Here is a 25,074-nt window from a genome sequence, read left to right on the forward strand (position 1 = left end):
CAGAGCGCGCGGCACGGGCACTGCAATCGCTGTCCCGCAACGAGAAGAAGGGCACAACCTTCCGTATGAGAACCAGAACGACGACCCGCGCTCAGAAAGCGCGGGCTTTCGCCGTCATCGGATCGGCCGCACTCGCGGTCTCCCTGATGACCGCCGCGGCACCCGCCGCGGCCGCCGACGAGGAAGCCGATCCCCGCGTCGGCCTCACCGCCGGCCTGCACGACGCCGGTCAGGCAGCCGAGAACATCGCGCTCCTGTCCGCGCAGCAGAAGACCGCCCCGTTCACCACGAACTCGGACCTCGCCTTCACCGGCGACTACGCGATCGCCGGCAACTACTACGGGTTCCAGATCTACGACATCGCCGAGCAGGAAGCGCCGACGCTCGCCGGCACCTTCGTCTGCCCCGGCGGGCAGGGTGACGTCTCCGTCGCCGGCAACCTGCTGTTCATGTCGGTCGAGTCGTCCCCGGGCCGCCTCGACTGCGGCACCGTCGCACCGACGAGCGCGACCGACCCGCAGTACTTCCGCGGCGTGCGCGTGTTCGACATCTCGAACATCCTCGCGCCCGTGCAGGTCGCTGCCGTCCAGACGTGCCGCGGCTCGCACACGCACACCGTGGTCGAGGACCCGGACGACACGGAGAACGTGTACGTCTACGTCTCCGGCACGGGCGGCGTCCGCACCACGACCACGACGGTCGAGGGCGGCTGCGTCAACCCGGCCGGCAACACGCTCGAGTCGCAGCTCGGCCCCGACGGCACGCCGCTCGACTCGGCGCGCTTCCAGGTCGAGGTCATCAAGGTCCCGCGCGCGAACCCGGCCGCGGCCGCGATCGTGAACGAGGCCCGCCTGTTCGCCGACTCCGCCACGGGTTCGGTCGCCGGTCTCTGGCCGGGCGGCAGCCACGGCGAGGGTCTGCAGACCACGTCGGCCACCGACGCGTGCCACGACATCACCGCGTACCCCGAGATCGGTCTCGCCGCCGGCGCCTGCGAGGGCAACGGCATCCTGATCGACATCAGCGACCCGGTGAACCCGAAGCGCCTCGACGCCGTGACCGACCCGCGGTTCGCCTACTGGCACTCCGCGACGTTCAACAACGACGGCACCAAGGTCGTCTTCACCGACGAGTGGGGCGGCGGCTCGGCCGCTCGCTGCCGCGACGTCGACCCGCTGAACTGGGGCGCGAACGCCATCTTCGACATCGTCGACGGCAAGCTCCAGTTCGCGAGCTACTACAAGATGCCCGCGCCGCAGACGGCCCAGGAGAACTGCGTCGCCCACAACGGCTCGCTCATCCCGGTGCCCGGCCGCGACATCATGGTGCAGGCCTGGTACCAGGGCGGCCTCTCGGTGTTCGACTTCACCGACAGCGCCAACCCGGTCGAGATCGCGTTCTTCGACCGCGGTCCGAACGACGCGACCCGCCTCGTCACGGGCGGCTACTGGTCGACGTACTGGTACAACGGCTACGTCTACGGCAACGAGATCGGCCGCGGCTTCGACGCGCTCGGCCTCGTGCCGAGCGAGTTCCTGAGCGCCGACGAGATCGCCGCCGCGAAGGAGATCTCGTTCGCCGAGGTCAACGTGCAGGGTCAGAAGGAGTTCTCGCACGAGGCATCCCTCGCCCTGGCCGGCGCGTACCTCGACCAGGCGGAGCGCTCCGGCGAGCTGTCGGGCGAGGCGCTCGCCACCGCCCGCACGCAGTTCGAGCTCGGCAAGTCGCTCGTCTCCGACCCGAAGCAGGCCCGTGCCGCCATCGCCGCGTTCCAGGCTTCGGCCGCCGCGGCCGGCGGCAAGGCCGGCGAGGCGCTGACGGCGTTCGCCGCGACGGTGCACGTCGACTCGATCAAGCCGGTCTCGACGCTCGTCGCGCCGACGACCGCGGGTCCGTTCAAGCAGCTCACCGTCCAGGTGGACGCGACCGACGAGATCGGCCTCGAGCGGGTCGTCGCGAACATCTACCAGAACGGCAAGCTCGTCAAGAGCACGCAGACCGCCGCCAACGGCGCCGCCTCGGCGACGCACTCGGCGACCGTGACGCTGCCCGAGGGCACCTACCAGGTGCGCTACAACTCCTCGGACACGGCCGGCAACGTGTCGGCCACCAAGGAGTACACCGTCGTCATCGACACCACGGCTCCCACCGTGACCGTCAAGACGGGTGCGACCGAGACGGTCGGAGCCGACGGCTCCTACTCGCTCGTGAGCTTCAAGCTCTACGACGCGGGCAAGATCGACAAGGTCGAGCTCAACGGCGTGGTCAAGGACCTCTCGAACAACGCGTGGTCCGACGTGAACTTCGTCAAGCCGGGCGTCTTCGGCGCGGTCCTGGGTGCGAACACCCTGGTCGTGTACGACGTCGCCGGCAACACGTCGACGCTCACGTTCACCGTGACGGCCCCGGCCGTCTGAATCGAGTGATCCCGGCGCCGCCGGGGGTGCGGGTCATCCGCTCCCCCGGCGGCGTTTCTCGTGCTCGGGCAGCCCGCGCCGTGTCGAACGGCTCGGTCGTCAGGGGATCGACCGGAGCATCTCGAGCATCCTCGCCATGACCTGCTCGGCGGCGACCGGGCGATAGGACGGGAGCTCCGGGTCGGCGAAGTAGTGCTGGTCGCCGTCGTAGACGAACAGTTCGCCGCGCGGTGCAGCGGAGACGAGCTCGCGTGCGGCGTCGAGGTCGCCCTCGTCGGCGAAGTAGGGGTCGTTCGCCATGCCGTGGATCTGCACGGGCACGTCGGCCGGCCACTCGCCGCCGAACTCCTCGGGCGGCACGCACGAGTACAGGAAGATCGCCCCGGTCGCGCCCGGCCGCGTCTGCGCGAGCAGCTGCGCCGGCAGCACGCCGAGGGAGCAGCCGACGTACGCGAGCTCGTCGGGCAGGCCCTCGACGGCGGCCCGGCCGCGCTCGAGGATCGCGCCGAATCCGACCTCGCCGGCGTACGAGACGCCCTCCTCGATCGAGGGGAAGGTGCGCCCCTCGAACAGATCGGGGACGTGCACGCGATGGCCCGCAGCTTCGAACTGCGCGGCGAGCGAGCGGATGCCCGCCGTCGCGCCGAGCGCGTGATGGAACAGGACGATCTCCGCCATGGCGTCTCCCCTCCGAGGATGTCGGTGGAGCGATGGTGTCACGGACGCAGCGGCGCGGTCACCCCCTTGCACAGTGGCGAGGAGGTGTGCGAGCGTGCGGGCGGGCGCGTTCGGGTCGCGCGCCCGCCCGAGGGATGGATGCCGAGGAGCCGCGTCAGGCGGCGACGGCGAACCCGCCGGTCCAGCCGACCTGCTCGGTGACGGCGAGGGTGAGCTGCAGGAAGCCGACGGCCTCGAGCTCGCGGGCGCGCTTGAGCGAGCCCGCGTCCTTCGCCGCGAGGCCGCCGCCCTGCACGAGGGCGATGAGGGCCGCCTTGGCCTCGGCGTCGTCGCCCGCGACGAGCACGGTCGTCGGCTGGCCGCCGACCTGCTTGGCGCCGAGGGTCGCGGCGAAGTTCGTGTTGAACGCCTTGAGCACGTTCGACTCGGGCAGCGCCGCGGCGAGCTCGGCGGCCTTCGAGGAGTCGGCCGGCACGACGAGCGAGTCGAACGTCTCGAAGTCGAGCGGGTTGGTGATGTCGACGACGGTCTTGCCGGCGAACGCCTCGCCGTAGTTCGCGAGGATGCCCTCGACCGCGGGGTGCGGCACCGCGAGCACGACGATCTCGCCCGTGACGGGCTGCACCGCGTCGGTGCTGCCGCGGTAGTCGACGTCGGCGCCGGCCTCCGCGAAGACGGCGCCGATGGCCGTGCCCATGTTGCCCTTGCCGAAGATGGTGACGTCGGTCATCCGAGTTCCTTTCGTCGGATCGCCGGCCCCGAATCGGCCGCCGATCGCTTGCCCGCAACGTGCGTTGCTGCCTGGTCCAACTCACTTGCCGCGACAACTATTCCCGCAGCACCGGAATTCGTCCGGACCTCCCGGCGGGATACCCTCGCCCGGTGAAGACGGCGATCGTGGGCGCGGCCCTCCTGCTGCTCGGCGGCGTCGCCGTCGCCGCGGGCATCCTCGGGGTCGAGGACGTCGCCGAGCTCGTCGAGCGCGTCGGCCCGATCCTCGCGTTCGTCCTCGCGATCACCGTCGTGGCCGAGCTCGCCGCCGAGGCCGGTCTCTTCCAGGCCATCGCCGAGCGGCTGGCGATCCTCGGCCGGGGCCGCGGCCTCGCGCTCTGGCTGCTCGTCGTGCTGCTCGCCGTCGCCGCGACGGTGTTCCTCTCGCTCGACACCGCGGCGGTGCTGCTCACGCCGGTCGTCGTCGTGCTCGCTCAGCACGTGCGCATCTCGCCCATCCCCTTCGCCCTCACGACCGTCTGGATCGCGAACACCGGTTCGCTGCTCCTGCCGGTCTCCAACCTCACGAACCTGCTCGCCGCCCATCGGCTCGGCGATCCCGGACCCGGTGCGTTCGCAGCGCTCACCTGGGCGCCCGCCGTCGCGGCGATCCTCGTCACCGTGGTCATCGTCTTCGCGACCCGCCCGCGCCAGATCCTCCAGCGCTACACGCCCGACCCGCCGAGCCCCGTCGAGGACCGCACCCTCTTCCTGATCGCGGCCGTCACGGTCGGCGCGCTGCTGCCCGCGCTCGTCTCCGGCATCGAGGTCTGGATCCCGGCCGCCGTGGCGGCGGTCGTCCTCGTCGTCGCGTTCGCCTTCCGGCGGCCGGCCGTGCTCCGGTGGAACCTCGTGCCCTGGCCGATCCTCGTGTTCGCGTCGGGCCTGTTCCTCGCCATGGCCGCCGCCCACGCGGCGGGGCTCACCCGCTGGCTCGACGACCTCGTCGGCACCGGCACCGGGCTCGGCGACCTGCTGCGGGTCGCCGGCACGGGCGCCCTCGCGGCCAACGCGATCGACAACCTCCCGGCCTACCTCGCCCTCGAGCCCTTCGCCGACGATCCCGTCCGGCTCATCGCCCTGCTCATCGGCGTCAACGCCGGCGCGATCGTGACGCCGTGGGCGTCCCTCGCGATCCTGCTGTGGCACGGCCGGCTCACCGCGCTCGGCGTCGAGTTGAGCTGGCGGCGCTACCTCGGCCTCAGCCTGCTCGCCGCGCCGCTCGTCGTCGGCGCGGCGACGCTCGCCCTCTGGCTCGTGCACGGCACCTGAGGCCCGTCGGCCGGTGCGACGGGGTGTCGCCGCGCGCCCGTCGAGTGGAAGACTCCCCGGAGGGGAACCGAGCGGGGGCGCGATGACCGACGAACGCACGACGACAGCAGGCGGCTCGTCCGAGAGCCTGCTCACGGTGCTCGTCGCGCTCGTGGCCAACGTCCTCATCGCGATCGCCAAGACGATCGCGGCGATGCTGACCGGCTCGGCGTCGATGGTCGCGGAGTCCGCGCACTCGTGGGCCGACTCCGGCAACGAGGTGCTCCTGCTCGTCGCGGAGCGCCGCTCGCGCAAGCCCGCCGACGCCCGGCGCCCGCTCGGCTACGGCAAGGACGCCTACATCTGGTCGATGTTCGCCGCATTCGGCCTCTTCGCCGTCGGCGCCGCCGTGTCGATCACCCACGGCATCACGGAGCTCCTCGATCCCGAGCCCGCGAGCGACTACGTCATCGCGTACGTCGTGCTCGCGATCTCGTTCGTGCTCGAGGGCGTCTCGTTCACCCGCGCCTACCTGCAGACGCGGCGGAGTGCGCGGGCGCGCGGCGTCTCGACGCTCGCCCGGGTGCTGCACCACTCCGACCCGACGCTGCGCGCCGTCTTCGCCGAGGATGCCGCGGCGCTCATCGGCCTCCTCATCGCCGGCGCCGGGGTCGGGCTGCACCAGGCGACCGGTTCCCCCGTGCCCGACGCGATCGGCTCGATCCTCGTCGGCGTGCTGCTCGGCGTCGTCGCGATCATCCTCATCGCCCGCAATCGCGACTTCCTCCTCGGCGAATCCGTCGACCTGCCCACCCGGGATGCCGTCCTGGCCGGCCTCCTCGCCAACGAGGGGATCGAGCGCGTCACCTCGCTCCGCATCCAGTACCTCGGTCCCGGGACCGTCTCGGTCGTCGCGGCAGTCGACCTCGCGGGCAATGCGCCCGAGGACGATGTCGCGTACACGCTCCGACGTCTCGAGCAGGAGATCGCCGCGAACCCGCACGTCGGACTCGCGGTGCTGACGCTCTCGGCGCCCGACGAGCCCTCGGTGCACCCCGGCGACCCGGTGGTGCCGCAGCTCTGAGCGTGCCGCCCACTCCGGCGGACGGGACGGCGGGCCCCTGTCGGCGGACGGCGGTACGGTCGGCGCATGGCGGGCACCGGCGACGACGAGGATGCCTCGCGGCGGCAGTGCGCCGTGCCCGAGGCATCCGGTGCCGCCTGCCCGAGGCCCGTCCCGTCCGAGTCGCCCTTCCCGCTCTGCGTCGCCCACCAGCTCGCCGTGCACGAGCACGTCGAGGGCGAGGTCGGCGCGCGCGACCTGCTGCCCGCGCCGTGCGCGGCGTGCGGCTGCCGGGTGGGGGTGCGCTACCCGAGCGGCTGGGTCTGCGCGGAGTGCGAGTGGCGGCACGGCGAGCAGCCCGACGCGTTCGTCGCCCGCCCGACCCTCGAGGTCGTCTACTACCTCGGCTTCCGCGACGAGATCAAGATCGGCACGAGCGGCAACCCGCGCCGGCGCATCGCCGCGCTCCCCCACGACGAGGTGCTCGCCTTCGAGCCGGGCGGCCGCACGCTCGAGCAGCGCCGGCATGCCCAGTTCGGCGAACTCCGGCTCCGCGGGGGCGAGTGGTTCGCCCGCGGCGAGCCGCTGCTCGCGCACATCGCCGACCTCCGGCTCGGCGTCGACGACCCGTGGGTCGAGTACGGCCGCTGGGTGAGCCGGCGCCGCGCGCGCGACGCATCCTGAACCGGACGGGGCGACGCGGCATCAGCCGTTCGCCGGCCGGGCCGCGCCCATCCCGGCGTGCAGCAGCGCCCACGCCCGCTCGGCGACGGCGCGGCGATCGGCGGGCGGCGTGCGCGACACGAGCGCCGCGATGAGCGAGACGGCGAGCAGCACGTCATCGGTCGAGGCGGCCGAGGCGAGGCGGCCGGCCGCACGTTCGTGCTCGACCGCGAGCTCGACGATGGTGCGGAGCCGGCCGCCGAGGTCGACCACCGCATCGTCGGCGCGCTCGCGCATCATGAAGTCGATGAGCGACGAGTGCGCGATCGACTGCGAGATGAGCTTCGCGAAGAGGTCGTCGAGCGTGCGGTCGGGGTCCGCGATGAAGGCCTCGAGGTCGGCGAGGTTCTCGTCGAACACGGCGAGCGCGATCGACTGCCGGTCGGGGAAGTGCCGGTACAGGGATCCCTGGCCGACGCCCGCGCGCTTGGCGATGCGGCTGAGGGGGGCGTCGTAGCCGTCCTCCGCGAAGACCGCGCGCGCGGCGGCGATGAGCGCCCGCCGGTTCTCCGGGCCGGCGCTCGGTCCGCGATTGGGCTTGCGCTCGACGGTCACAGGAGTAGGTTACGACCGGACAGCGTTGTCCGGTTCGAGGTTCGAGGAGGAACCCATGTCAGACCATTGGGATCGTGAAGTCGACGTGCTCGTCGCCGGGTCGGGGGCGGCCGGCCTGACCGCGGCCATCGCCGCCGCCGATGCGGGGCTCGAGACGCTCGTCGTCGAGAGCACCGACCGCTGGGGCGGCACCACCATGCGCTCCGGCGGCGGCCTCTGGATGCCGAACAACCCCGCGATGCGCAAGCACGGCATCGCGGACTCCCGCCAGGAGGCGCTCGACTACCTCGAGGCATCCGTCGGCCCCGTCGCCGACATCGGCCCGGCCTCCTCGCAGGAGCGCCGCGAGGCGTTCGTCGACGGCGTCACCCCGACCTTCGAACTGCTGCGCCGACTCGGCGTCGTCTGGACCGTCGGCAAGGACTACCCCGACTACTACCCCGACCGCCGCGGCGGCAAGATCGGCCGTTCGATCGAGGTCAAGCCGATCGACGCGCACAAGCTCGGCGACTGGCAGGCCACCTCCCGCATCAGGGACGCCGTGCCGATCCCGATGAAGACCGACGACGTGTGGCTGCTCACCCGCGCCTGGTCCACCCCGTCGGGCTTCGTGCGCGGCGCGCAGTTCGTGTTCCGCACCCTCGGCGGGCTCGTCACCGGCCGCAAGCTCATGGGCATGGGCGGCGGGCTCATGCTGAGCCTCGGGCTCATCGTGAAGCAGCAGGGCACCGAGATCCTGCTGTCCTCGCCGCTCACCGAGCTGGTGCAGGATGCCTCGGGCCGCGTCGTCGGGGCCGTCGTGTCGAGCCCCTCGGGGTCGCAGCGGATCCGCGCGCGGCGCGGCGTCATCCTCGGGGCCGGCGGGTTCGCCCACCGCACCGAGTGGCGGCAGCGCCACCACGGCATCCCCGGCCACACGTCGGCCGCCGAGGGCGACCTCGGCACGGCGATCGAAGCGGGTGCGGGGGCCGGCGGCGCCCTCGACCTCATGGACGACGCGTGGTGGGGCGCATCGGTGCCGATCCCCGGCAAGCAGGCGTCGTTCATCCTCAACGAGCGCAGCGACCCCTTCAGCATCGTCGTCGACCAAACCGGACAGCGCTACCTCAACGAGTCCGAGAGCTACATCGACTTCGGCCACCACCTGCTCGAACGCGACCGGACCGTGCCCGCGAATCACTCCTGGCTCATCACCGAGCGCCGTCACGCCCAGCGCTACCTCGCCCCCGCCGGCCTCATCGGCGGCAAGGCGATGCGCACCGAGGGGATCATCGTGGATGCCCCGACGCTCGACGAGCTCGCCGGGAAGATCGGCCTCGACCGCGACACGTTCCGCGCGACCGTGGCGCGGTTCAACGGCTTCGCGAAGACCGGCGTCGACGCCGACTTCGGGCGCGGCCGCACCGCCTACGACAACTACTACGGCGACCCGCGGGTGAAGCCCAACCCCAACCTCGGCCCGCTGGAGCGCGGCCCGTTCCGCGCCACCATGATCGTGCCCGGCGACCTCGGCACGAAGGGCGGCCTGCTCACCGACGAGCACGCCCGCGTGCTCGATACCGAGGGTGCGGTGATCGAGGGGCTCTACGCCGCCGGCAACACGACGGCGAGCGTCATGGGGCGCACGTACCCGGGCCCCGGCTCGACCATCGGCCCCGCCGCGGTCTTCGGCTACCTCGCGGCCATGCACGCGGCCGCGCAGACGCCGGTCTCGGTCCAGGCCCCCGCCGCCCCGGCATCCACGCCCGCCGCCGCTCCGGATCCCGCGCCCGCAGCCGAGGAGTCCCTCGCCTGACGGCCCGACGCCGACGTGCCGATCCACGCGAAGACGGCCGATTCCACCAGAACCGGCCCGTGTCGCGCCGACGGGTCGCGCGCCGGCGTTGCAGGCCCCGGTGACGGGGTCGGCTGTCGGTGGCTCGCTGGATGATCGCACCATGAGCGATTTCGACTTCCTCTCCGGCGAATGGAACGTCGCCAACCGCCGGCTACGGCAGCTGTTCGTGGGCAGCGACGAGTGGGAGGAGTTCCCCGCGACGTCGTGGGCGCGTCCACTGCTCGACGGCGTCGGCAACGTCGATGAGATGCACTGCCCGACGCAGGGCTGGTCGGGTGCGAGCATCCGGTTCCAAGACCAAGCGAGCGGCGAATGGTCGATCTACTGGGCGAACAGCAGCACGGGCCGGCTCTTTCCGCCTGTCGTCGGGCGGTTCACCGACGGGCGCGGCGACTTCTACGGCGACGACACCCACGAAGGCGAGCCCATCAGGGCGCACTTCACCTGGTCCGACATCACCCCGGTTTCGGCGCGATGGCAGCAGGAGTTCTCGCGCGACGGCGGCGAGACCTGGGAGTGCAACTGGGTCATGGAGTTCACCCGCGCCTGACCCGCGAAGCACCTCCCGGTGCAACGCTCGAGCGGATCGACGTCCTGATCGCTCAACAGCGACACGCCGCTGACATCCCCGCGACTTCTGCTCGGCGGGCGGGAGCGACGCGACGCAGTCGGTCGGCGCTCAGCGCACGACCCGGTAGTCCGACGCGATCATGCCCGAGGCGAAGGTGCGGGTGGCGATGAGCTCGAGGTCGAACCGGCGCGCGATCTGCGGGAAGTAGGGCACCCCGCCGCCCACGATCACCGGGGAGAAGCGGGGGCGGTAGACGTCGATGAGATCGGCCTCGGCGGCCGCCCGAGCGAGCCCGGCACCGCCGATCGCGATGTCGCCGTCGCCGGGCTCGGCCCGCAGCCGCTCGATCTCCTCGACGAGACCGCCGTCGAGCAGGCGCGTGTTGCCCACGACGGAGCCGAGGGTGGTCGAGAACACCGTCTTCGGCATCTCGCGCCAACGCACCGCCCACTCGCGTTCCGGATCGGTCCATTCGGCGGCGTGCTCGTCGCTCTCCCAGTAGACCATCGTCTCGTAGAGCCGCCGGCCCAGGAGGTGCACGTCGGCTTCGCGGAGCTCGTCGAGGTAGAAGGCGAACTCCTCCTCGCTCGGCGCGCCCCAGTCGAACCCGCCGTCCGGCCCGGAGATGTAGCCGTCGAGCGAGCATCCCATCGAGTACGTGACGCGTCGCATCCGTTCGCCCCCTTCGGCATCCTCGCCGAACCTACTCGCGGCGTCGCCGCGCCGCGAGGCCTCGGTGACGCGGGTCCGCTTAGAGCGTCGGCAGCAGTTGGGCGACCGCGAAGATCGCGAGCCCCGCGAGCGCGCCGACGACCGTGCCGTTCAAGCGGATGTACTGCAGGTCGCGGCCGACCATGAGCTCGATCTTCTCGGTCGTCTCCGCGGCATCCCAGCGCTCCACGGTGTCGACGATGATCGAGGCGAGGTCGTGCCGGTAGCGCTCGACGAGGTGCCCGGCGGCGTCGGCGATCCGGGCATCCGCGCGCGCCTGCAGGGCCTCGTCGGTCGCGAGCCGTCCGCCGAGATCGGCCACGGCATCCTGGGCCCGTCGGCGCAGGGCGGATTCGGGGTCGGCGAGCGCGGCGAGCAGCCCCGTCTTCGCGGCGCCCCACGCCTGTCCGGCGAGCTCGCGCACGCGCGGGCTGTCGAAGACGGCCGACTTGGCGTCCTCGAACCGTCCGCCGGTGCCGGGGTCGTGCTGGAGCCGGTCGGCGAGCCGGGCGAGGTACCCGTCGATCGCCCGGCGCGCGGGATGCGCGGGGTCGGCCTGCACGGCCGCGACGAACTTGACCGCCTCCGAGTAGACGGTGTCGTCGACGAGGCGCTGCGCGACCCCCGGCACCCACGACGGCAGTCGCCGCGACACGAGTCCCTCGAACGCCGTGCGGTTGCCCGCCAGCCACCCTGCGGCGCTGTCGACGGCGAGGTCGACGGCACCCTCATGGGCGCGGGCATCCACCACACGCTCGAGCCAACCGCCGAGCGAGGGCGCCCAGTCGGGACCGACGAGGTGCTCGCGCGCGAGCCGCTCGAGCACGTCCTGCATCTCGTCGTCGCCGAGGGCGCGCAGCACCCCCGATGCCATCGTGGAGGCCTCGTCGACGACCCGCGCGGCGTTCGCCGGCTGCACGAGCCACTCCCCCGCACGCCGCGCCACCGAGGTCTGCGTTAGCTTGGCCCGCACGACCTCCTCCGAGAGGAAGTTGGTCTCGACGAACTCCCCGAGGGTGCGGCCGATCTCGTCCTTGCGGGTCGGGATGATCGCGGTGTGCGGGATCGGCAGCCCGAGCGGATGCCGGAAGAGCGCGGTCACGGCGAACCAGTCGGCGAGCGCGCCGACCATGCCGCCCTCGGCCGCCGCCCGCACGTACGCGAGCCACGGCACCTGCTCCTGCAGCACGAACGCGACGGCGAAGACCACGGCGAGCGCGACGAGCGCCCCGAGGGCGACGGACTTCATGCGCCGCAGACCGCGCCGCCGCGCCTGGTCGGCGGGGCTCAGCAGTGCGGTCGGGGTGCGCGCCATACGGGCATCCTCGCACCGACGCCGCCGCGCGCCCCGCCCGCGCCCCGGCCGGCCGCCGGGCCACCCTGAACCGCCGCGCACCCCGGGCCGTCCTCCCGCACCCGCCGCTGCCGCTCCACCTCTTCACCTGTTGCGCCAGAAATGGTGGCGCAGACACGGAGAAGGTGGCGCAGTTGGGAGGCCGACCGCCACGGGCGCGCGATAGCGTGCCGCCATGCGCGCGAGCGAGGTCGACGGGCGGGATGCCCGGTGGGAGCGGTCGTCCGCGCGGTACCGGCTGCACGTCTACCGCGGGGCGGGCGGAGCCCTCACCGAGATCGACTTCGAGGATGCCTCGCTCGAGGACGTGCTCGATTCGGGCGCGGTCTTCGGGCGCGACGGTGCGATCTGGTCGCTCGCGCTCGTCGTGGATGACTCGGCCGACGGCCGTGGGCTGGTCTGGCTCTCGGGCTGGGACTACCACGGGACCCCCGGCACGCCCGTCGAGCGGCGCGGCCGGGCGCGGATGCAGGACCGCTACCTGATGGCGGAGTCGACGCAGGGGCGGCCGGTCGTGCTGCCCGACGGACGTCGGGTGATCCGCCTGTTCCCGGATGCCGGGCACGACCAGCCGCTCTGGGAGAGCTTCGCCGACCGGTATACGCTCACCGGGGCCGATCTCGGGGTGTCCGCCGACCTCGAGGCGCGGCTGCGCGCCTGGCGCGACGACTGGGAGACGGCGGTCGCCCCGGCCTGGCACGGGGTCGACGACTCGGCTGCGCCGGACGACGCCTGGTACGACCGCGGGTACGCGCTCGCGACGGAACTCCAGGCTGAACTCGGCGACGGCTTCGAGGTGCGCCCGGACTTCGACCGCCGCAGTCTCCCGCTGGTCGAGTAGCGACGAAGGAGCGTATCGAGACCCGGCAACGGACCTTCCGGAGCCCGGAGCACACGTCACCCGGTCTCGATACGCTTCGCTACTCGACCAACGGAGGGGGTTGCTTCGCTACTCGACCAGCGGAGGGGGTTGCTTCGCTACTCGACCAACGGAGGACGACGGCGACGGGGCATCCTGATTCGGGTCGTCAGGACGTCAGTCGAAGACGACCGTGACCTTGTCGGCGGCGCCGGGGGTCGCGGCGACCTCGAGCGCGTGGAGCACGTCGACAGCCGGGAAGCGGTCGCTGATGATGAGCGCGTACTTCTCCCAGTTGGCGATGATGTCGTCGGTGACCTCGAAGATCTCGGTCGGGTAGCCCATCGACATGATGATCTCGATCTCGGTCGTGAGCAGCGTGCCGAAATCGACCTCGACGGGCTTCTTGTGCACGGCGGGGATGACGAGGCGGGCGCCCTGCTTGGCGAGCCCGAAGACCGTCGTCGGGATGACGGGGGCGCCGGCCGCGTCGATGAACACGTCGACGTCGGGACGCACCCCGCGCTGGCCGAGGACGGCGGGGGCCTCGCCGAAGAGTTCGATCAGGCGCGCGGCGACGTCCTCCTCACCGGAGTTCACGACTGCGTCGGCCCCGACCTGGAGCGCCTTCTCGAGCCGGCTCGGCAGGAGGTCGACGACGACGACCTTCGCGACGCCCTTCGACTTGAGCCCGAGCAGGGCGCCGAGGCCGATCGGGCCGGCGCCGAACACCACGGCGTGCTCGCCCGCGGCGGCGCGCGACCGGTTCACGGCGTGGAGGGCGACGGCCATGGGCTCGTTGAGCGCTGCGACGTCGAAGGGGATGTGGTCGGGGATGACGCGGAACTGCACGCCGGGCTTCGCGTCGTAGATCGCCACGATCGGCGAGAACGCGCCCTGCGCCCCGCCCGAGCCGAGCAGGCCGTCGGTGAAGCGCATGGTGTCGAGCACGACGTGGTCGCCGACCTTCGCGCCCATCACGTTCTCGCCGACGAACGCGATCTCGCCCGCGGGCTCGTGCCCGAGCGGGGTCGCGCCCTGCCGCGGCGGGATGCCGCCGTACATCGTGTACGTGTGGTCGCTGCCGCAGATGCCGCAGGCGCGGATGCGCACGAGGACGTCGTTCGGGCCGGCCTGGGGCTCGTCGACCTCGACGATCGCGGTGGTGCCGGGGCCGGTGACGTGGACTGCCTGCATGGTGCTTCCCTTCCGGGCGACCGGGGCTCCCGGCATCCTCGCCGGTGCTCGAGTCGCTCGATCACTAAATCGAATTAGTAGGAGAGTCTAGTCTGGATGCTGCCGAGCGTCGGCTGGGAATCGGGGAGAAGCGCATGGCTGCGAAGCGCGTGACGATGAAGGATGTGGCGCGCGCCTCGGGCGTCTCGGCGTCGACCGTGTCGTTCGTGCTCAACGACGCCCCGGGTCAGACCATCCCGGATGCCACCCGCGAACGCGTGCGGCGGGCCGCCGCGGAGCTCGGCTACGTGCCGCACGGCCTCGCGCGGGCGCTGCGCGAAGGCTCGAGCCGCATCGTCGTGCTCAACGTCGCCCGCCTCCCCCGCGACGGCGTCGCCCTCGCCGGCTTCATCGGCGGGCTCTCCGACGAGCTCGCCGAGCACGGGCACACGCTGCTCGTGCGCTACCGCGACGCCCCGGACGACGCCGACCCCGTGCTCGCGGCCATCTCGCCGCGCGCGGTGCTCGACCTCGACCGCGTCTACTTCGACGACGAGCCCGAGCTCGCCGACGGCGGCTGGGTCGACGGACTCGCGGCCCACACGGCGGTGCAGCTGCGGCACCTCGTCGGCGCCGGGCACCGGAGCATCGCCTTCGCGCTGCGCGGCGACGAGCGCCTCAGCCGGCTCGGGGCCCTCCGCTTCGACTACGCGCGCGACGCCGCGGCCGAGGCCGGCCTGCCGGCGCTCGTCCCCGTCGCGGTCGGGCACCCCGCCGCCGCCCACGACCGCGACGCCCTCGCCGCACTGCTCGCCGAGCATCCCGAGATCACGGCCGTCGCGGGCGTCGACGACGAGGCGGCCATGCGCGTGCTCGCGGCCGCCCGCGCACTCGGCCTCGCGGTGCCCGATCGGCTCGCGGTCATCGGCTTCGACGAGACGCCGTTCGCCGAACTCGCCGAGCCCCCGCTGACCACGGTGCGCATCGACACCGCGGCCTTCGGCCGGCGCGCGGCCCGCGAGCTGCTCGGCCTGCCCGCCGCGACGGATGACCGCGGGTCGGCCTCGCTCGCGGCGACGGTCATCCGGCGCGAGTCGGCCTGAAGCCCCGTCGGTCGAGTCGGCGCGCCAGCGCCGTATCGAGACCCGGCACGGCGCCTCACGCGGTCTCGATACGCTTCGCTACTCGACCGACGAGACCTTCGCTACTCGACCGACGAGACCTTCGTTACTCGACCAGCGCTACTCGACCGACGGGCGCACCGGCTGGCGCAGGATCGTGCGCAGCTTCTCGGGAGCGGCGCGGCGCGGGTCGCCGAGGTAGACCTCGTGGTGGAGGCCGTCGAACGCGAGACCGCGCTCCGGCATGACCTCGTCGTGCAGCCGCGCGAGCGTCGGCGCTTCGTCGTCGTACGGGCCGACGTGCAGGATCTGGAGCGAGCGCCCCTCAGTCCAGCGCCGCAGTTCGAGGCGTGCGAGCGGTTCGGCGAGCTCGGGCTTCTTCGTCGCGACCGCGGCCACGGCCGCCTCGAACGCCGCCGCGTCGACGTGCGCCGGTTGCAGGATGAGCATCGTCCAGTCCCACTCGGTCTTGCGTCCCCGGGTGAACACGCTCGGGTCCGCCGCATCCCAGAGCCCCTCGAGCGGCGCGACCGTCCAGTCGGGGCCGCCGGAGCGCTTGCTCGTCATCTTCAGCGAGTACGAGACCGCGTAGAGCGCGCCGACCGCCTCGGCGTACGCGGGAGCCGTGTTGGGATCGCCGTGCCCGGCGAGCGCGAGGTGCGTCAGCTCCGGCACGTCGACCTCGACGAAGTCGGCCGTCGGCGCCGTGAACAGGGCGCGGTGCTCGCGCGTGAGGTCGAGCTTCGTCGGTGCGGCCATCCTCCGACGCTACTGAGCGGCGGACGAGCCGGCTACTCGCCCGGGTGCGACGCCGGATGGGTCGAGGGCGACGAGTGGAGCGAGAGGATGAGCCCCGCGATGTCGCGCACGAGCTCGAGGGGCAGCGGCTTCGAGTACGGGAGCTCGACGGTGTCGGTCTTCGAGCGCCAGGGCGCGATCTCCTCCTCGAGCGCTCCCTCGGCACGCGGCACGGGGTAGAGCCCGATGTGGTGCTTCCACCCGGCGAAGTGCATCCAGTACCGACCCCGCACCTCGATCGCGGGCATCCCGTAGCGGAGCTTCTCGGGCGAACCGGGGAGCACGTCGTGGATCGCGTCGCGCACGGCGATCAGTCGGCCGGCGACCTCCGGCGGGAACCCGGCGATGTACTCGTCGACGTTGGAGGGCTTGGCGGCGACCATGCGCGTCACCGTAGCCGTCCCGCGCGCCCGCCGCGAGGCATCCGGCCCGACCCGTCACAACCGGTCGACCGCTGCGGGCCGACCGGGCGATGCGGCGTCGGGCCCGGCGGGTAGGCTCGCGGGGTGGCTGAACTGAGCGATCTCTGGCGGGCGCCGCGCCGTGACGTGCGCGGCATGAAAGAGCAGCTCGCTGCCCTCGAACCGGGCACGCTCGTCGCCGCGAAGTTCGAGAACCCGCGCTACGGACGATGGATCGTCGAGGGCGAGCTCAAGCGCTCGAGCGCCGGCGACTTCACCGTCGCAGGCTCCCCGATCGGCTCCGCGAAGGCGCCGGACGGCTCCCTCCTCTCGATCACGGTGCTCGAGGAACCCGCTTCGGTGACGCCGAGCGAGCAGGTGCCCGAGCACGGCGCCGTCGTGCGCGCCGCCGCCTTCAACGACGGCCACGGTCGCTTCTTCCTCACCGGCACCGTCGTGGAGGCGCCCGTGTTCGACGGCGCGCTGGACGGCGCGTCGATGGTCGGCGGCTGGCTCCTCGGGCATCCCGGCGTCGCCGGCATCGAGGTGCTCGCCGCGCCCGGCGAGCACGACCAACCGGTGCCCCCGCGCATCACCGCCGTCGACGCGAGCGCGCTCGAGGTCTGACGACTCAGGCCGGGCCTCCCGCGGCCGCGTCGGCCGACGACGGGCGCGAGCGACGTCCGACGGCGAGTCCCGCGGCGAAGGCCAGCACGAGCGCCCCGAAGCCGAGGCAGGTCCAACCGGCGATCGAGGTCGGCGAGAGCAGCATCGGAACGAAGACGGATTCTGAGAGCGGCTGGTACGCGAACCAGCCGAAGGAGCCGACGACGGCGGGCTGCGACTCGGCGAGCAGCACGGCGCCGCCCACTACGAGCAGACCGCCGGCGACGAGCAGCCCTACCAGCAGCTTCGAACGCGGAGCGGCAGGCCTGGGGGCGACGGAGTCCCTGCTCGGATCCTCCCATCGATCGACCTCCCCCGCGGGCGCTCCCGCGACGCGCCGCCGGTTCGTCGGGACCCGCCAACGCGGGGCGCCCGGGCGCCGCACGGGTGCGTCGATCAGCACGAAGATCCGGACGGCTCCCGCCATCCCGCCTAACGTCGTCGGGTCGCATCCACTTGGTTCGGGAGGTCACGTGCGCGAGTCCGAGGTCCGCATCGACGCCGGCGGCGCGGTGCTCGTCGGCACGCTGTTCGAGGCGGAGGAGCCGGCCCTGGCGATCGTCATCCATGCCGCGACCGCGGTGCCGTCGCGGATCTACGCGTCGTTCGCGCGGGCGCTCGTCGAGCGCGGTGCGACGGTGCTGACCTACGACTACCGCGGTACCGGGCGCTCGGCGCGGACGCCGCGCAGCCTCGACCGCGGCGTGCGGATGCGCGACTGGATCGACCGCGACGCGGATGCCGCGACCGACCGGCTCGCCGAACTGGCGCCCGGCCTGCCGCTCCTCGCGATCGGGCACAGCGTCGGCGCCCACGCGATCGCCCTCGGCGCCGGGCGCGGACGCCTCGACGGAGCCGTCTTCGTCTCGATGCACCTCGCCAACACGAAGCTCATCCCGGACCCGCGCGAGCGAGCGCGCGTGCGACTGCTGCTCGGCGCCGTCGCCCCCGTCGCGACGCGGGTCGTCGGCTACATGCCGGGACGCCGGTTCGGACTCGGCGAGGACCTGCCTGCCGCCGCGATGCTCGAGTGGTCGGGCTGGACGCGCAAGACCGAGTACTTCTTCGACGATCCGTCGATGGATGCCCGCCGCCGCGGTGCGGGCTACGCGATCCCGACCCTCTACGTCGGCATCGACGACGACCCGTGGTCGACGCCGCACGGGATGGACCGCTTCGCAGCCCACCTGCCGGCGGCCCCCATCGAACGCCTCCAGTTGACGCCCGCACCCGGCTCCCCCGCCGGCCATCTCGGCTTCTTCAAGCCGACGCAGTCCGACACGCTCTGGCCGCCCGTGCTCGAGTGGGTGCAGCGGCGCGCGGCATCCGCACGCGCCGAGCGCGCCGCCCGACCTTCCGCCTCGACCGAACGGGACGCCCGATGAACCTCTACCTCCGCCTGCTGCTGCTGCGCCTGAACGCGGAGCGCCGCGGCCGCCTCGGCGTCTGGGACACCTCCCGCACGCCGTTCCGCGTCGTGCCGACCGACCTCGACCTGCTCGGGCACATGAACAACGGCAAGTACCTGACGATCATGGACGTCGCCCGCATGGACCTCATGATCCGCTCGGGCTTCTGGAAGCGGTTGGAGGATGCCGGGTGGTACCCGGTCGTCGCCGGCCAGACGATCGCCTACCGCAAGTCGCTGCAGCCGTGGCAGCGGTTCGACGTGTACACGCGCATCCTCGGCTTCGACGAGCGCTGGGGCTACCTCGAGCAGACCTTCGTCGTCGGCTCGACGGTCTACGCGCAGGCGATCGTGCGCAGCCGGTTCCTGAAGAAGTCGGGCGGCTCGGTCGACCACGACGAGCTCTTCGCCCTCGCGGGCGAGCACCCCGCGCACCTCGAGCTGCCCGAGTGGCTCGACGAGTGGACCGCGAACGCGGTCATCCCGAAGGAGTACGTCTCCGCGCGGGTCGAGTAGCGAAGCGTATCGAGACCGTTCGTTGGTCGAGTACACCCACGTCGGTCGAGTAGCGAAGCGTATCGAGACCCCCCTCCCCGCCGATCGAGTAGCGAAGCGTATCGAGACCCCCCGCCGGTCGAGTAGCGAAGCGTATCGAGACCCGGCTCCGTCGTACGGTCCCCTGGTCGCGATACGCTCCTTCGTCGCTACTCGACCAACGGTCGGGTCACCGGGTCTCGATACGCTCCTTCGTCGCTACTCGACCAACGGTCGGGTCACCGGGTCTCGATACGCTCCTTCGTCGCTACTCGACCAGCGAGGGTGCCTCAGACGCGCTCGAAGACCGCCGCGAGCGCCTGGCCGCCGCCGATGCACATCGTCTCGAGGGCGAGGTTCCCGTCGAGCGCGGGGAGCTCGTGGGCGAGGGTCGCGAGCATGCGCAGGCCCGTCGCGCCGATCGGATGCCCGATCGAGATGCCCGAGCCGCGGGGATTGAGGCGCGGATCCTCGGCGTCGAGCCCCCAGTCGGCGAGGCACGCGAGCACCTGCACGGCGAAGGCCTCGTTGAGCTCGATCACGTCGAGGTCGGCGAAGCCGACACCGGCGCGGGCGAGCGCCAGATTCGCCGCGGGCACCGGTGCGACGCCGAACAGGGCGGGCTCGTTGCCGGCGACGCCCCAGGACCTGAGCCGCAGCATCGGCGTCAGGCCGAGGGCGGCCGCCCGCTCGGGGGTCGTGACGATCGCGGCGGCCGCGGCGTCGTTCTGGCCGGAGGCGTTGCCCGCGGTCACGGTCGCATCCGGGTCGCTGCGGCCGAGCATGGGGCGCAGGCCCGCGAGCGACTCGAGCGAGGTGTCGGCCCGCGGATGCTCGTCGCGATCGACGATCGTGTCGCCCTTGCGGCCGGGCACCGTGACGGGCACAAGCTCGGCGTCGAACGCGCCGGAGGACTGCGCGGCGACGGCGCGACGGTGGGACTGCAGCGCGAAGGCGTCCTGCGCCTCGCGCGAGATGCCGTAGTCGCGGCGAAGCCGCTCGGCCGCGCCGACGTTGCCCTCGGGGCTCGGGAAGCGGCGACCGGCGACGGTCTCGCGGCCGCGGGTGAGGGCGTCGTGGAGCATGAGGCCGGCCCCGACGATGCCGCGGCGGCCCTCGACGGTGTAGAACGGCGCGTTCGACATCGACTCGGCGCCGAGGGCGACGACGACCTCGGAGGCCCCGGTCTGCACCTCCATCGCGGCATTGACGACGGCCTGGAGGCCCGAGCCGCAGCGACGGTCGAGCTGATAGCCCGTCGTCGTGACGGGGAAGCCCGCGTCGAGCGCGGCGACGCGGCCGAAGGCGGGCGCCTCCATGCTCGGGTAGCCCTGCGCGGCGATGACGCCGTCGACCGCGGCCGGGTCGAGGCCGGAGCGCTCGAGCAGCGCGATCAGCACCGTCTCGGCGAGCTTCGTCGCCGGCACCGCGGCGAGCGCGCCGCCGAAACGGCCGACGGGCGTGCGCAGCGGCGACGCGATCACGACTTCGCGCAGCTCGGTCATCGGACTTCCTCCTTCGTGCGGGCGCCGCCCGAGGCATCCGGCGACGAACCCTGCGTCGCGTCGACGAGCGCGAGCCCGGTGAGCTCGGCGAGCGAGTCGATCGTGTTGTCGCCGAACGCCTGCCGCACGGCGAACCCGTCGGGCGTGACGTCGAAGACGGCGTGGTCGGTGTAGACGCGCGTGACGCAGCCGACGCCGGTGAGCGGGTACGAGCAGGATGCCACGAGCTTCGACTCCCCCGTCTTCGTCAGCAGGTCGGTCATGACGTAGACGGACTTCGCGCCGATGGCGAGGTCCATCGCACCGCCGACCGCCGGGATCGCGCCGGGCGCACCCGTCGACCAGTTGGCGAGGTCGCCGTGCTCCGAGACCTGGAAGGCGCCGAGGACGCACACGTCGAGGTGACCGCCGCGCATCATCGCGAACGAGTCGGCGTGGTGGAAGTACGCGGCGCCCGGCAGCTCGGTGACGGCCTGCTTGCCGGCGTTGATGAGGTCGGGATCGATCCGGCCGGGCTCGGGCGCCGGACCCATGCCGAGCATCCCGTTCTCGGTGTGGAGGATGATCTCGAGCCCCTCGGGGAGCGCGTTGGCGACGAGCGTCGGGGCGCCGATGCCGAGGTTGACGATCGAGCCCTCGGGGATGTCCGCCGCGATGACGGCGGCGAGCTCGTCGCGCGAGATGCGGGTGCCGGCGGTGCGCTGCGCGCTCATGCGGCTGCCTCCTCGGCGGTCGCGGCGGCGAGCGGCCGCCCTTCGAGGTCGACCCCGCCGACGAAGGCGCCGTCGGCGTCGAGCCAGGACCGGATGCCCACCGGGACGACCCGGTCGACGAAGATGCCGGGGGTGACCACGGTCTCGGGGTCGAGCGAGCCGAGCGGCACGAGTTCGTCGACCTGCACGATCGTGGTCGTCGCGGCCGACGCCATGATCGGACCGAAGTTGCGGGCTGTCTCGCGGTAGACGAGGTTGCCCCAGCGGTCGGCGGCGCGCGCCGCGATGAGCGCGAAGTCGGCGCGGATCGGGTACTCGAGCACGTAGTCGCGGCCCTCGATCGTGCGCGCCTCCTTGCCCTCGGCGAGCTCGGTGCCGACGCCGGTGGGCGAGAAGAACGCGCCGATGCCGGCGCCCGCGGCCCGGATGCGCTCGGCGAGGTTGCCCTGCGGCACGAGCTCGAGCTCGATCCTCCCGTCGCGGTAGAGGCCGTCGAAGACCCACGAGTCGGACTGGCGCGGGAAGGAGCAGACGATCTTGCGCACCCGGCCGGCGGCGAGCAGCGCCGCGAGGCCGGTGTCGCCGTTGCCGGCGTTGTTGTTGACGATCGTCAGGTCGGCCGCGCCGTGGGCGATGAGCGCGTCGATGAGCTCGACGGGCTGTCCCGCGCGGCCGAAGCCGCCGATCATGACCGTCGCGCCGTCGGGGATGTCCGCGACCGCAGCGGCGGCGTCCGGCGTGGTCTTGTCGATCACGGCGCCTCCTCGCGTGTGTTCGGGTGTCCCGTCGAACCCTGTTCGCATTGCGAACACGTGTTCGCAGGGTGGATACTCGGATGCTAGCACCGACGATCGGAGGACACCCCATGCCGCAGACGGATGACCCGGCGCCCCGCGACCCCGACTTCGTGCAGTCCCTCGACCGCGGGCTCGCGGTCATCCGCGCCTTCGGACCCGACCGGCCCGTGCTCACGCTCAGCGAGGTCGCCCGCGAGACGGGCATGAGCCGTGCCGCGGCCCGGCGCTTCCTGCACACGCTCGTCGACCTCGGCTACGTCGGCACCGACGGCCGCGAGTTCCACCTGCGCCCGCGCCTGCTCGAGCTCGGCTACGCGTATCTCTCGGGCCTCTCGCTCCCCCAGGTCGCGCAGCCGCACCTCCAGCACCTCTCCGACGAGGTGCACGAGTCCTCCTCCGCGGCGATCCTCGACGGCCACGACATCGTCTACGTCGCGCGCTCCGCGGTCTCGCGCATCATGTCCGTCGCGATCGGCGTCGGCACCCGCTTCCCCGCCTACGCGACCTCGATGGGCCGAGTGCTGCTCGCCGGCCTCGACGACGATGCCCTCGACGAGTTCCTCCGCACGGCCGACCTCGCACCGCGCACGACCGCCACGATCACCGACCCAGCCGAACTCCGCGCGGAGCTCACCCGGGTGCGCGAGCGAGGGTGGGCCCTCGTCGACCAGGAGCTCGAGGCGGGCGTGCGCTCGGTCGCCGCACCCGTGCGCGACGCCGCCGGTCGCGTCATCGCGGCTGTCAACGTCGCCGCACCGGCCCGCCGCAGCGCCGACGACGAGGCGTTCGTCCTCCCGCTGCGGCGCGCGGCGGCGGCGATCTCCGAGGACCTCGCGCGCACGGGCATCCGCCTGACCTGAACGTCGGTCGAACAGCGCGGAGCTGCCATCCGTCGGTCGAGTAGCGCGGAGCGGCCATCCGTCGGTCGAGTAGCGCGGAGCGGCCATCCGTCGGTCGAGTAGCGCGGAGCGCGTATCGAGACCGGTCGCTGGGTCTCGATACGCTCCTGCGTCGCTACTCGACCGACGAACGGGGTCGCTACTCGACCGACGAACGGGGTCGCTACTCGACCGACGAACGGGGTCTCGATACGCTCCTGCGTCGCTACTCGACCGACGGCACTTCGAAGTCGACCGTCGCGAGCGCCGTCTTCACGGGCGCGGAGATGCGCAGCACCTCCTGATGCGCCGGATACGCGGTGTACCGCTCGAGCGCAGCCACGTCGTCGAAGTCGGCCACGATCGCGAGCTCCCACGCTGCGGCGCCCCCGACCACGTCGACGCCGGCCGTGAGCGAGCGCAGCCCCTCGACCTGGCCGGGCAGCGCCCGCAGCAGCCCCATCCAGTGCTCGCGGTCGGCCGCGGTGAACTCGGGCGCGAACCGGAACACCGCGACGTGACGGATCACGCCGCCTCGCTCGCCCGCGGCACGAGCTGATCGATCGCACGGATCGCGAGCTCGTAGCCGAAGGCGCCCGCGCCGGCGATCACCGAGGTCGCGACCGTCGAGACGAGCGAGTCCTGGTGCAGCGCGTCGCGGCGGTGGATGTTCGTGAGGTGGATCTCCACGATCGGGGTGCGCAGCATGAGCAGCGCGTCGAGCAGCGGGATCGAGCGGAAGCTCAGCCCCGCCGGATTGATGACCACGGCGGCATCCTCGCGGTACGCGTCGTGCAGCCAGTCGATGAGCTGCGACTCCGCGTTGGACTGGCCGAAGAAGAGCTCGAAGCCCGCCTCCGCCGCGAGGCGCGCGCACGAGTCGCGGATGTCGTCGATCGTCGTGGTGCCGTACAGCTCGGGCTCGCGGTGGCCGAGCATGTTCAGGTTGGGTCCGTTGAGCACGAAGAGCTTCCGGGTCACGGCGGTTCCTTTCTGATGGAGCGGGTGCTCAGAGCCCGAGCAGGTCCGGCACGACGGTGACGATCCCCGGGAACAGCGTCAGGGCGAGCAGCACGACGCCGAGCGGGATGAGGAAGGGCAGGATGCCGCGGAAGAGCTGCCCCATCGGCCGCCTCGTGATCGAGCCGACGACGAAGAGCACCGCGCCCACCGGCGGGGTCAGGGAGCCGATCATGAGGTTGAGGATCATGATGACGCCGAGCTGCACGGGGTCGATGCCGAACTGCGCGGTGATCGGGATGAGGATCGGCGCGAGCACGAGGATGACCGGTGCGGCCTCGAGGAAGATGCCGAGCAGGATCAGCAGCACGTTGAGCAGCAGCAGGAACACGACCGGGTTGTCGGTGAGCCCCGTCAGCCACTCGCCGAGCGCCCGCGTGACCTGCTCGCGGGCGAGCACCTGGCCCATGAGGTTGGAGGCGCCGAGGATGAGCAGGATGCCGCCGGAGATGATCACCGTCTCCTTGACGGCGGCGAGCAGGCCCTTCCAGGTGAGCGTGCGGTAGGCGGCGCCGAGCACGAGCATGTACGCCGCGGCGATGCCGGCGCTCTCGGTCGGGGTGAACCAGCCGCTGAAGATGCCGCCGAGGATGATGACGGGCAGCACGATCGGGCCGAGCACGCGCACGATCGATCTGCGGAACATCCCGCCGTCGAACGGCTGCCGGCCCGCGACCTTCGGGTGCAGCTTCACCCAGATGAAGACGTAGAGGCCGAGGCCGAGCGCCATGAGCAGCGCCGGGAGGATCGAGCCCGCGAACAGCGCGCCCGTCGAGATGGATGCCGTCGCGGCGAAGAGCACCGCCGGGATGCTCGGCGGCATGACCGTGCTCATGAGCGAGCCCGAGGCCGTGAGGCCGGCCGAGAAGCCGTAGGGGTAGCCCGCCTTCAGCATCTGCGGGATCTGCACCTTGCTGGTCGAGGCCGCGTCGGCGAGCGCCGAGCCGCTGATCCACGAGAAGCCGATCGCGGTGCCGAGGTTCACGAACGCGAGGTTGCCGGGCAGCCACGACAGGGCCGCGCGGGCGAAGTCGTAGAGCCGGGTGGCGATGCCGAGGTGGTTGGCGATCGTGCCGACGAAGATGAACAGGGGCACGGCCAGCAGGGGGAAGCTGTTGACGCCGTTCACGATCGACTGCAGCGCGTAGCCGGAGGAGAGGCCGTGGCTGTAGAAGTACAGCATGCTCGGCCCGATCATCGCGAAGGCGACGGGCACGCGCAGCAGCAGCAGGATGACGATGAGGGCGATGTAGAGCCAGAGGTCCAT

Annotated in this window: 27 protein-coding genes; 12 read left to right on the plus strand and 15 right to left on the minus strand. The window is 72.3% G+C overall.

The annotated features are described in order from the left end of the window. Positions 1–146 precede the first annotated feature (146 nt). Positions 147–2,417, plus strand: a complete 2,271-nt coding sequence (locus tag GB864_RS01245; protein WP_202106906.1) for a hypothetical protein — start codon at positions 147–149, stop codon at positions 2,415–2,417. A 99-nt stretch (positions 2,418–2,516) separates the two neighbouring features. On the opposite strand, the gene GB864_RS01250 is transcribed toward GB864_RS01245, so the two are convergent. Together GB864_RS01250 and GB864_RS01255 are read right to left on the minus strand one after the other, a co-directional pair. Then, the gene (locus GB864_RS01250; RefSeq protein WP_160422469.1) at positions 2,517–3,095 is read right to left on the minus strand and encodes a dienelactone hydrolase family protein; all 579 of its coding nucleotides are present in this window, start codon (positions 3,093–3,095) and stop codon (positions 2,517–2,519) included. 154 nt (positions 3,096–3,249) lie between these two features. Then, positions 3,250–3,825 (minus strand): NADPH-dependent F420 reductase, encoded by a 576-nt coding sequence (locus tag GB864_RS01255; protein ID WP_160422470.1) that lies wholly within the window; start codon positions 3,823–3,825, stop codon positions 3,250–3,252. Between the two features lie 152 nt (positions 3,826–3,977). Here GB864_RS01255 and GB864_RS01260 point away from each other — a divergent pair, with 152 nt between their 5' ends. From GB864_RS01260 to GB864_RS01270, 3 genes are all read left to right on the plus strand, one after another. Further along, positions 3,978–5,138, plus strand: a complete 1,161-nt coding sequence (locus tag GB864_RS01260; RefSeq protein ID WP_160422471.1) for an SLC13 family permease — start codon at positions 3,978–3,980, stop codon at positions 5,136–5,138. Positions 5,139–5,220: 82 nt separating this feature from the next. Further along, a complete protein-coding gene (locus tag GB864_RS01265; protein ID WP_160422472.1) occupies positions 5,221–6,201 on the plus strand; it encodes a cation diffusion facilitator family transporter in 981 nt (326 codons plus the stop codon). Between the two features lie 66 nt (positions 6,202–6,267). Next, positions 6,268–6,864 (plus strand): GIY-YIG nuclease family protein, encoded by a 597-nt coding sequence (locus GB864_RS01270; protein WP_236778802.1) that lies wholly within the window; start codon positions 6,268–6,270, stop codon positions 6,862–6,864. A gap of 21 nt (positions 6,865–6,885) precedes the next feature. Here the strand turns inward: GB864_RS01270 and GB864_RS01275 are convergent, their stop codons facing one another. Beyond that, positions 6,886–7,458, minus strand: a complete 573-nt coding sequence (locus GB864_RS01275) for a TetR family transcriptional regulator (RefSeq protein WP_160422473.1) — start codon at positions 7,456–7,458, stop codon at positions 6,886–6,888. 55 nt (positions 7,459–7,513) lie between these two features. Here GB864_RS01275 and GB864_RS01280 point away from each other — a divergent pair, with 55 nt between their 5' ends. Together GB864_RS01280 and GB864_RS01285 are read left to right on the plus strand one after the other, a co-directional pair. After that, on the plus strand, positions 7,514–9,253 hold the full coding sequence (locus GB864_RS01280) for an FAD-dependent oxidoreductase (RefSeq protein WP_160422474.1): 1,740 nt from the start codon (positions 7,514–7,516) through the stop codon (positions 9,251–9,253). A 142-nt stretch (positions 9,254–9,395) separates the two neighbouring features. Next, a complete protein-coding gene (locus GB864_RS01285; RefSeq protein ID WP_160422475.1) occupies positions 9,396–9,845 on the plus strand; it encodes a hypothetical protein in 450 nt (149 codons plus the stop codon). A 129-nt stretch (positions 9,846–9,974) separates the two neighbouring features. Here GB864_RS01285 and GB864_RS01290 read toward each other — a convergent pair whose 3' ends face one another. Together GB864_RS01290 and GB864_RS01295 are read right to left on the minus strand one after the other, a co-directional pair. After that, positions 9,975–10,538, minus strand: a complete 564-nt coding sequence (locus GB864_RS01290) for a dihydrofolate reductase family protein (protein ID WP_160422476.1) — start codon at positions 10,536–10,538, stop codon at positions 9,975–9,977. A 79-nt stretch (positions 10,539–10,617) separates the two neighbouring features. Further along, on the minus strand, positions 10,618–11,892 hold the full coding sequence (locus tag GB864_RS01295) for a DUF445 domain-containing protein (protein ID WP_160422477.1): 1,275 nt from the start codon (positions 11,890–11,892) through the stop codon (positions 10,618–10,620). A 214-nt stretch (positions 11,893–12,106) separates the two neighbouring features. Here GB864_RS01295 and GB864_RS01300 point away from each other — a divergent pair, with 214 nt between their 5' ends. After that, positions 12,107–12,772 (plus strand): hypothetical protein, encoded by a 666-nt coding sequence (locus tag GB864_RS01300; protein ID WP_160422478.1) that lies wholly within the window; start codon positions 12,107–12,109, stop codon positions 12,770–12,772. Positions 12,773–12,967: 195 nt separating this feature from the next. Here GB864_RS01300 and GB864_RS01305 read toward each other — a convergent pair whose 3' ends face one another. Further along, positions 12,968–13,987, minus strand: coding sequence for a zinc-dependent alcohol dehydrogenase (locus GB864_RS01305; protein ID WP_160422479.1), 1,020 nt, complete (start codon positions 13,985–13,987; stop codon positions 12,968–12,970). Between the two features lie 134 nt (positions 13,988–14,121). Here GB864_RS01305 and GB864_RS01310 point away from each other — a divergent pair, with 134 nt between their 5' ends. Beyond that, positions 14,122–15,069 (plus strand): LacI family DNA-binding transcriptional regulator, encoded by a 948-nt coding sequence (locus GB864_RS01310; RefSeq protein ID WP_160422480.1) that lies wholly within the window; start codon positions 14,122–14,124, stop codon positions 15,067–15,069. 138 nt (positions 15,070–15,207) lie between these two features. On the opposite strand, the gene GB864_RS01315 is transcribed toward GB864_RS01310, so the two are convergent. Together GB864_RS01315 and GB864_RS01320 are read right to left on the minus strand one after the other, a co-directional pair. Continuing rightward, complete coding sequence (locus GB864_RS01315) at positions 15,208–15,846, minus strand: GyrI-like domain-containing protein (RefSeq protein WP_160422481.1); 639 nt, start codon at positions 15,844–15,846, stop codon at positions 15,208–15,210. Between the two features lie 32 nt (positions 15,847–15,878). After that, positions 15,879–16,268: an iron chaperone gene (locus tag GB864_RS01320; RefSeq protein ID WP_160422482.1), complete on the minus strand. Its 390-nt coding sequence runs from the start codon at positions 16,266–16,268 to the stop codon at positions 15,879–15,881. Between the two features lie 123 nt (positions 16,269–16,391). On the opposite strand from GB864_RS01320, the gene GB864_RS01325 reads away from it, so the two are divergent. Then, the gene (locus GB864_RS01325; protein ID WP_160422483.1) at positions 16,392–16,913 is read left to right on the plus strand and encodes a hypothetical protein; all 522 of its coding nucleotides are present in this window, start codon (positions 16,392–16,394) and stop codon (positions 16,911–16,913) included. A gap of 4 nt (positions 16,914–16,917) precedes the next feature. On the opposite strand, the gene GB864_RS01330 is transcribed toward GB864_RS01325, so the two are convergent. Then, on the minus strand, positions 16,918–17,379 hold the full coding sequence (locus tag GB864_RS01330) for a hypothetical protein (protein ID WP_160422484.1): 462 nt from the start codon (positions 17,377–17,379) through the stop codon (positions 16,918–16,920). A 46-nt stretch (positions 17,380–17,425) separates the two neighbouring features. On the opposite strand from GB864_RS01330, the gene GB864_RS01335 reads away from it, so the two are divergent. Together GB864_RS01335 and GB864_RS01340 are read left to right on the plus strand one after the other, a co-directional pair. Next, positions 17,426–18,337: an alpha/beta fold hydrolase gene (locus GB864_RS01335; RefSeq protein ID WP_160422485.1), complete on the plus strand. Its 912-nt coding sequence runs from the start codon at positions 17,426–17,428 to the stop codon at positions 18,335–18,337. Further along, positions 18,334–18,876: an acyl-CoA thioesterase gene (locus tag GB864_RS01340; RefSeq protein WP_160422486.1), complete on the plus strand. Its 543-nt coding sequence runs from the start codon at positions 18,334–18,336 to the stop codon at positions 18,874–18,876. Before GB864_RS01335 ends, GB864_RS01340 begins: the two co-directional genes overlap by 4 nt. 308 nt (positions 18,877–19,184) lie before the next feature. Here GB864_RS01340 and GB864_RS01345 read toward each other — a convergent pair whose 3' ends face one another. From GB864_RS01345 to GB864_RS01355, 3 genes are read right to left on the minus strand one after another with little or no spacing between them, the layout of a single operon-like run. Further along, the gene (locus GB864_RS01345) at positions 19,185–20,399 is read right to left on the minus strand and encodes an acetyl-CoA C-acetyltransferase (protein WP_202106907.1); all 1,215 of its coding nucleotides are present in this window, start codon (positions 20,397–20,399) and stop codon (positions 19,185–19,187) included. Next, positions 20,396–21,112: a 3-oxoacid CoA-transferase subunit B gene (locus tag GB864_RS01350; protein WP_160422487.1), complete on the minus strand. Its 717-nt coding sequence runs from the start codon at positions 21,110–21,112 to the stop codon at positions 20,396–20,398. The genes GB864_RS01345 and GB864_RS01350 overlap by 4 nt, the downstream gene beginning before the upstream one ends. Further along, positions 21,109–21,867: a 3-oxoacid CoA-transferase subunit A gene (locus tag GB864_RS01355; protein WP_336603832.1), complete on the minus strand. Its 759-nt coding sequence runs from the start codon at positions 21,865–21,867 to the stop codon at positions 21,109–21,111. The genes GB864_RS01350 and GB864_RS01355 overlap by 4 nt, the downstream gene beginning before the upstream one ends. Before the next feature lie 110 nt (positions 21,868–21,977). Here GB864_RS01355 and GB864_RS01360 point away from each other — a divergent pair, with 110 nt between their 5' ends. Then, positions 21,978–22,769: an IclR family transcriptional regulator domain-containing protein gene (locus GB864_RS01360; RefSeq protein ID WP_160422488.1), complete on the plus strand. Its 792-nt coding sequence runs from the start codon at positions 21,978–21,980 to the stop codon at positions 22,767–22,769. 244 nt (positions 22,770–23,013) lie between these two features. On the opposite strand, the gene GB864_RS01365 is transcribed toward GB864_RS01360, so the two are convergent. Genes GB864_RS01365 through GB864_RS01375 form a run of 3 tightly spaced genes read right to left on the minus strand, consistent with a single transcriptional unit; the run spans position 23,014 to position 25,074 of the window. Continuing rightward, the gene (locus tag GB864_RS01365) at positions 23,014–23,316 is read right to left on the minus strand and encodes a Dabb family protein (protein ID WP_160422489.1); all 303 of its coding nucleotides are present in this window, start codon (positions 23,314–23,316) and stop codon (positions 23,014–23,016) included. Then, a complete protein-coding gene (locus tag GB864_RS01370) occupies positions 23,313–23,768 on the minus strand; it encodes a type II 3-dehydroquinate dehydratase (protein WP_160422490.1) in 456 nt (151 codons plus the stop codon). Before GB864_RS01370 ends, GB864_RS01365 begins: the two co-directional genes overlap by 4 nt. 28 nt (positions 23,769–23,796) lie before the next feature. Continuing rightward, a complete protein-coding gene (locus tag GB864_RS01375) occupies positions 23,797–25,074 on the minus strand; it encodes a TRAP transporter large permease (RefSeq protein WP_160422491.1) in 1,278 nt (425 codons plus the stop codon).

Source organism: Agromyces seonyuensis (genome assembly GCF_009789225.1).
GTDB lineage: Bacteria > Actinomycetota > Actinomycetes > Actinomycetales > Microbacteriaceae > Agromyces > Agromyces seonyuensis.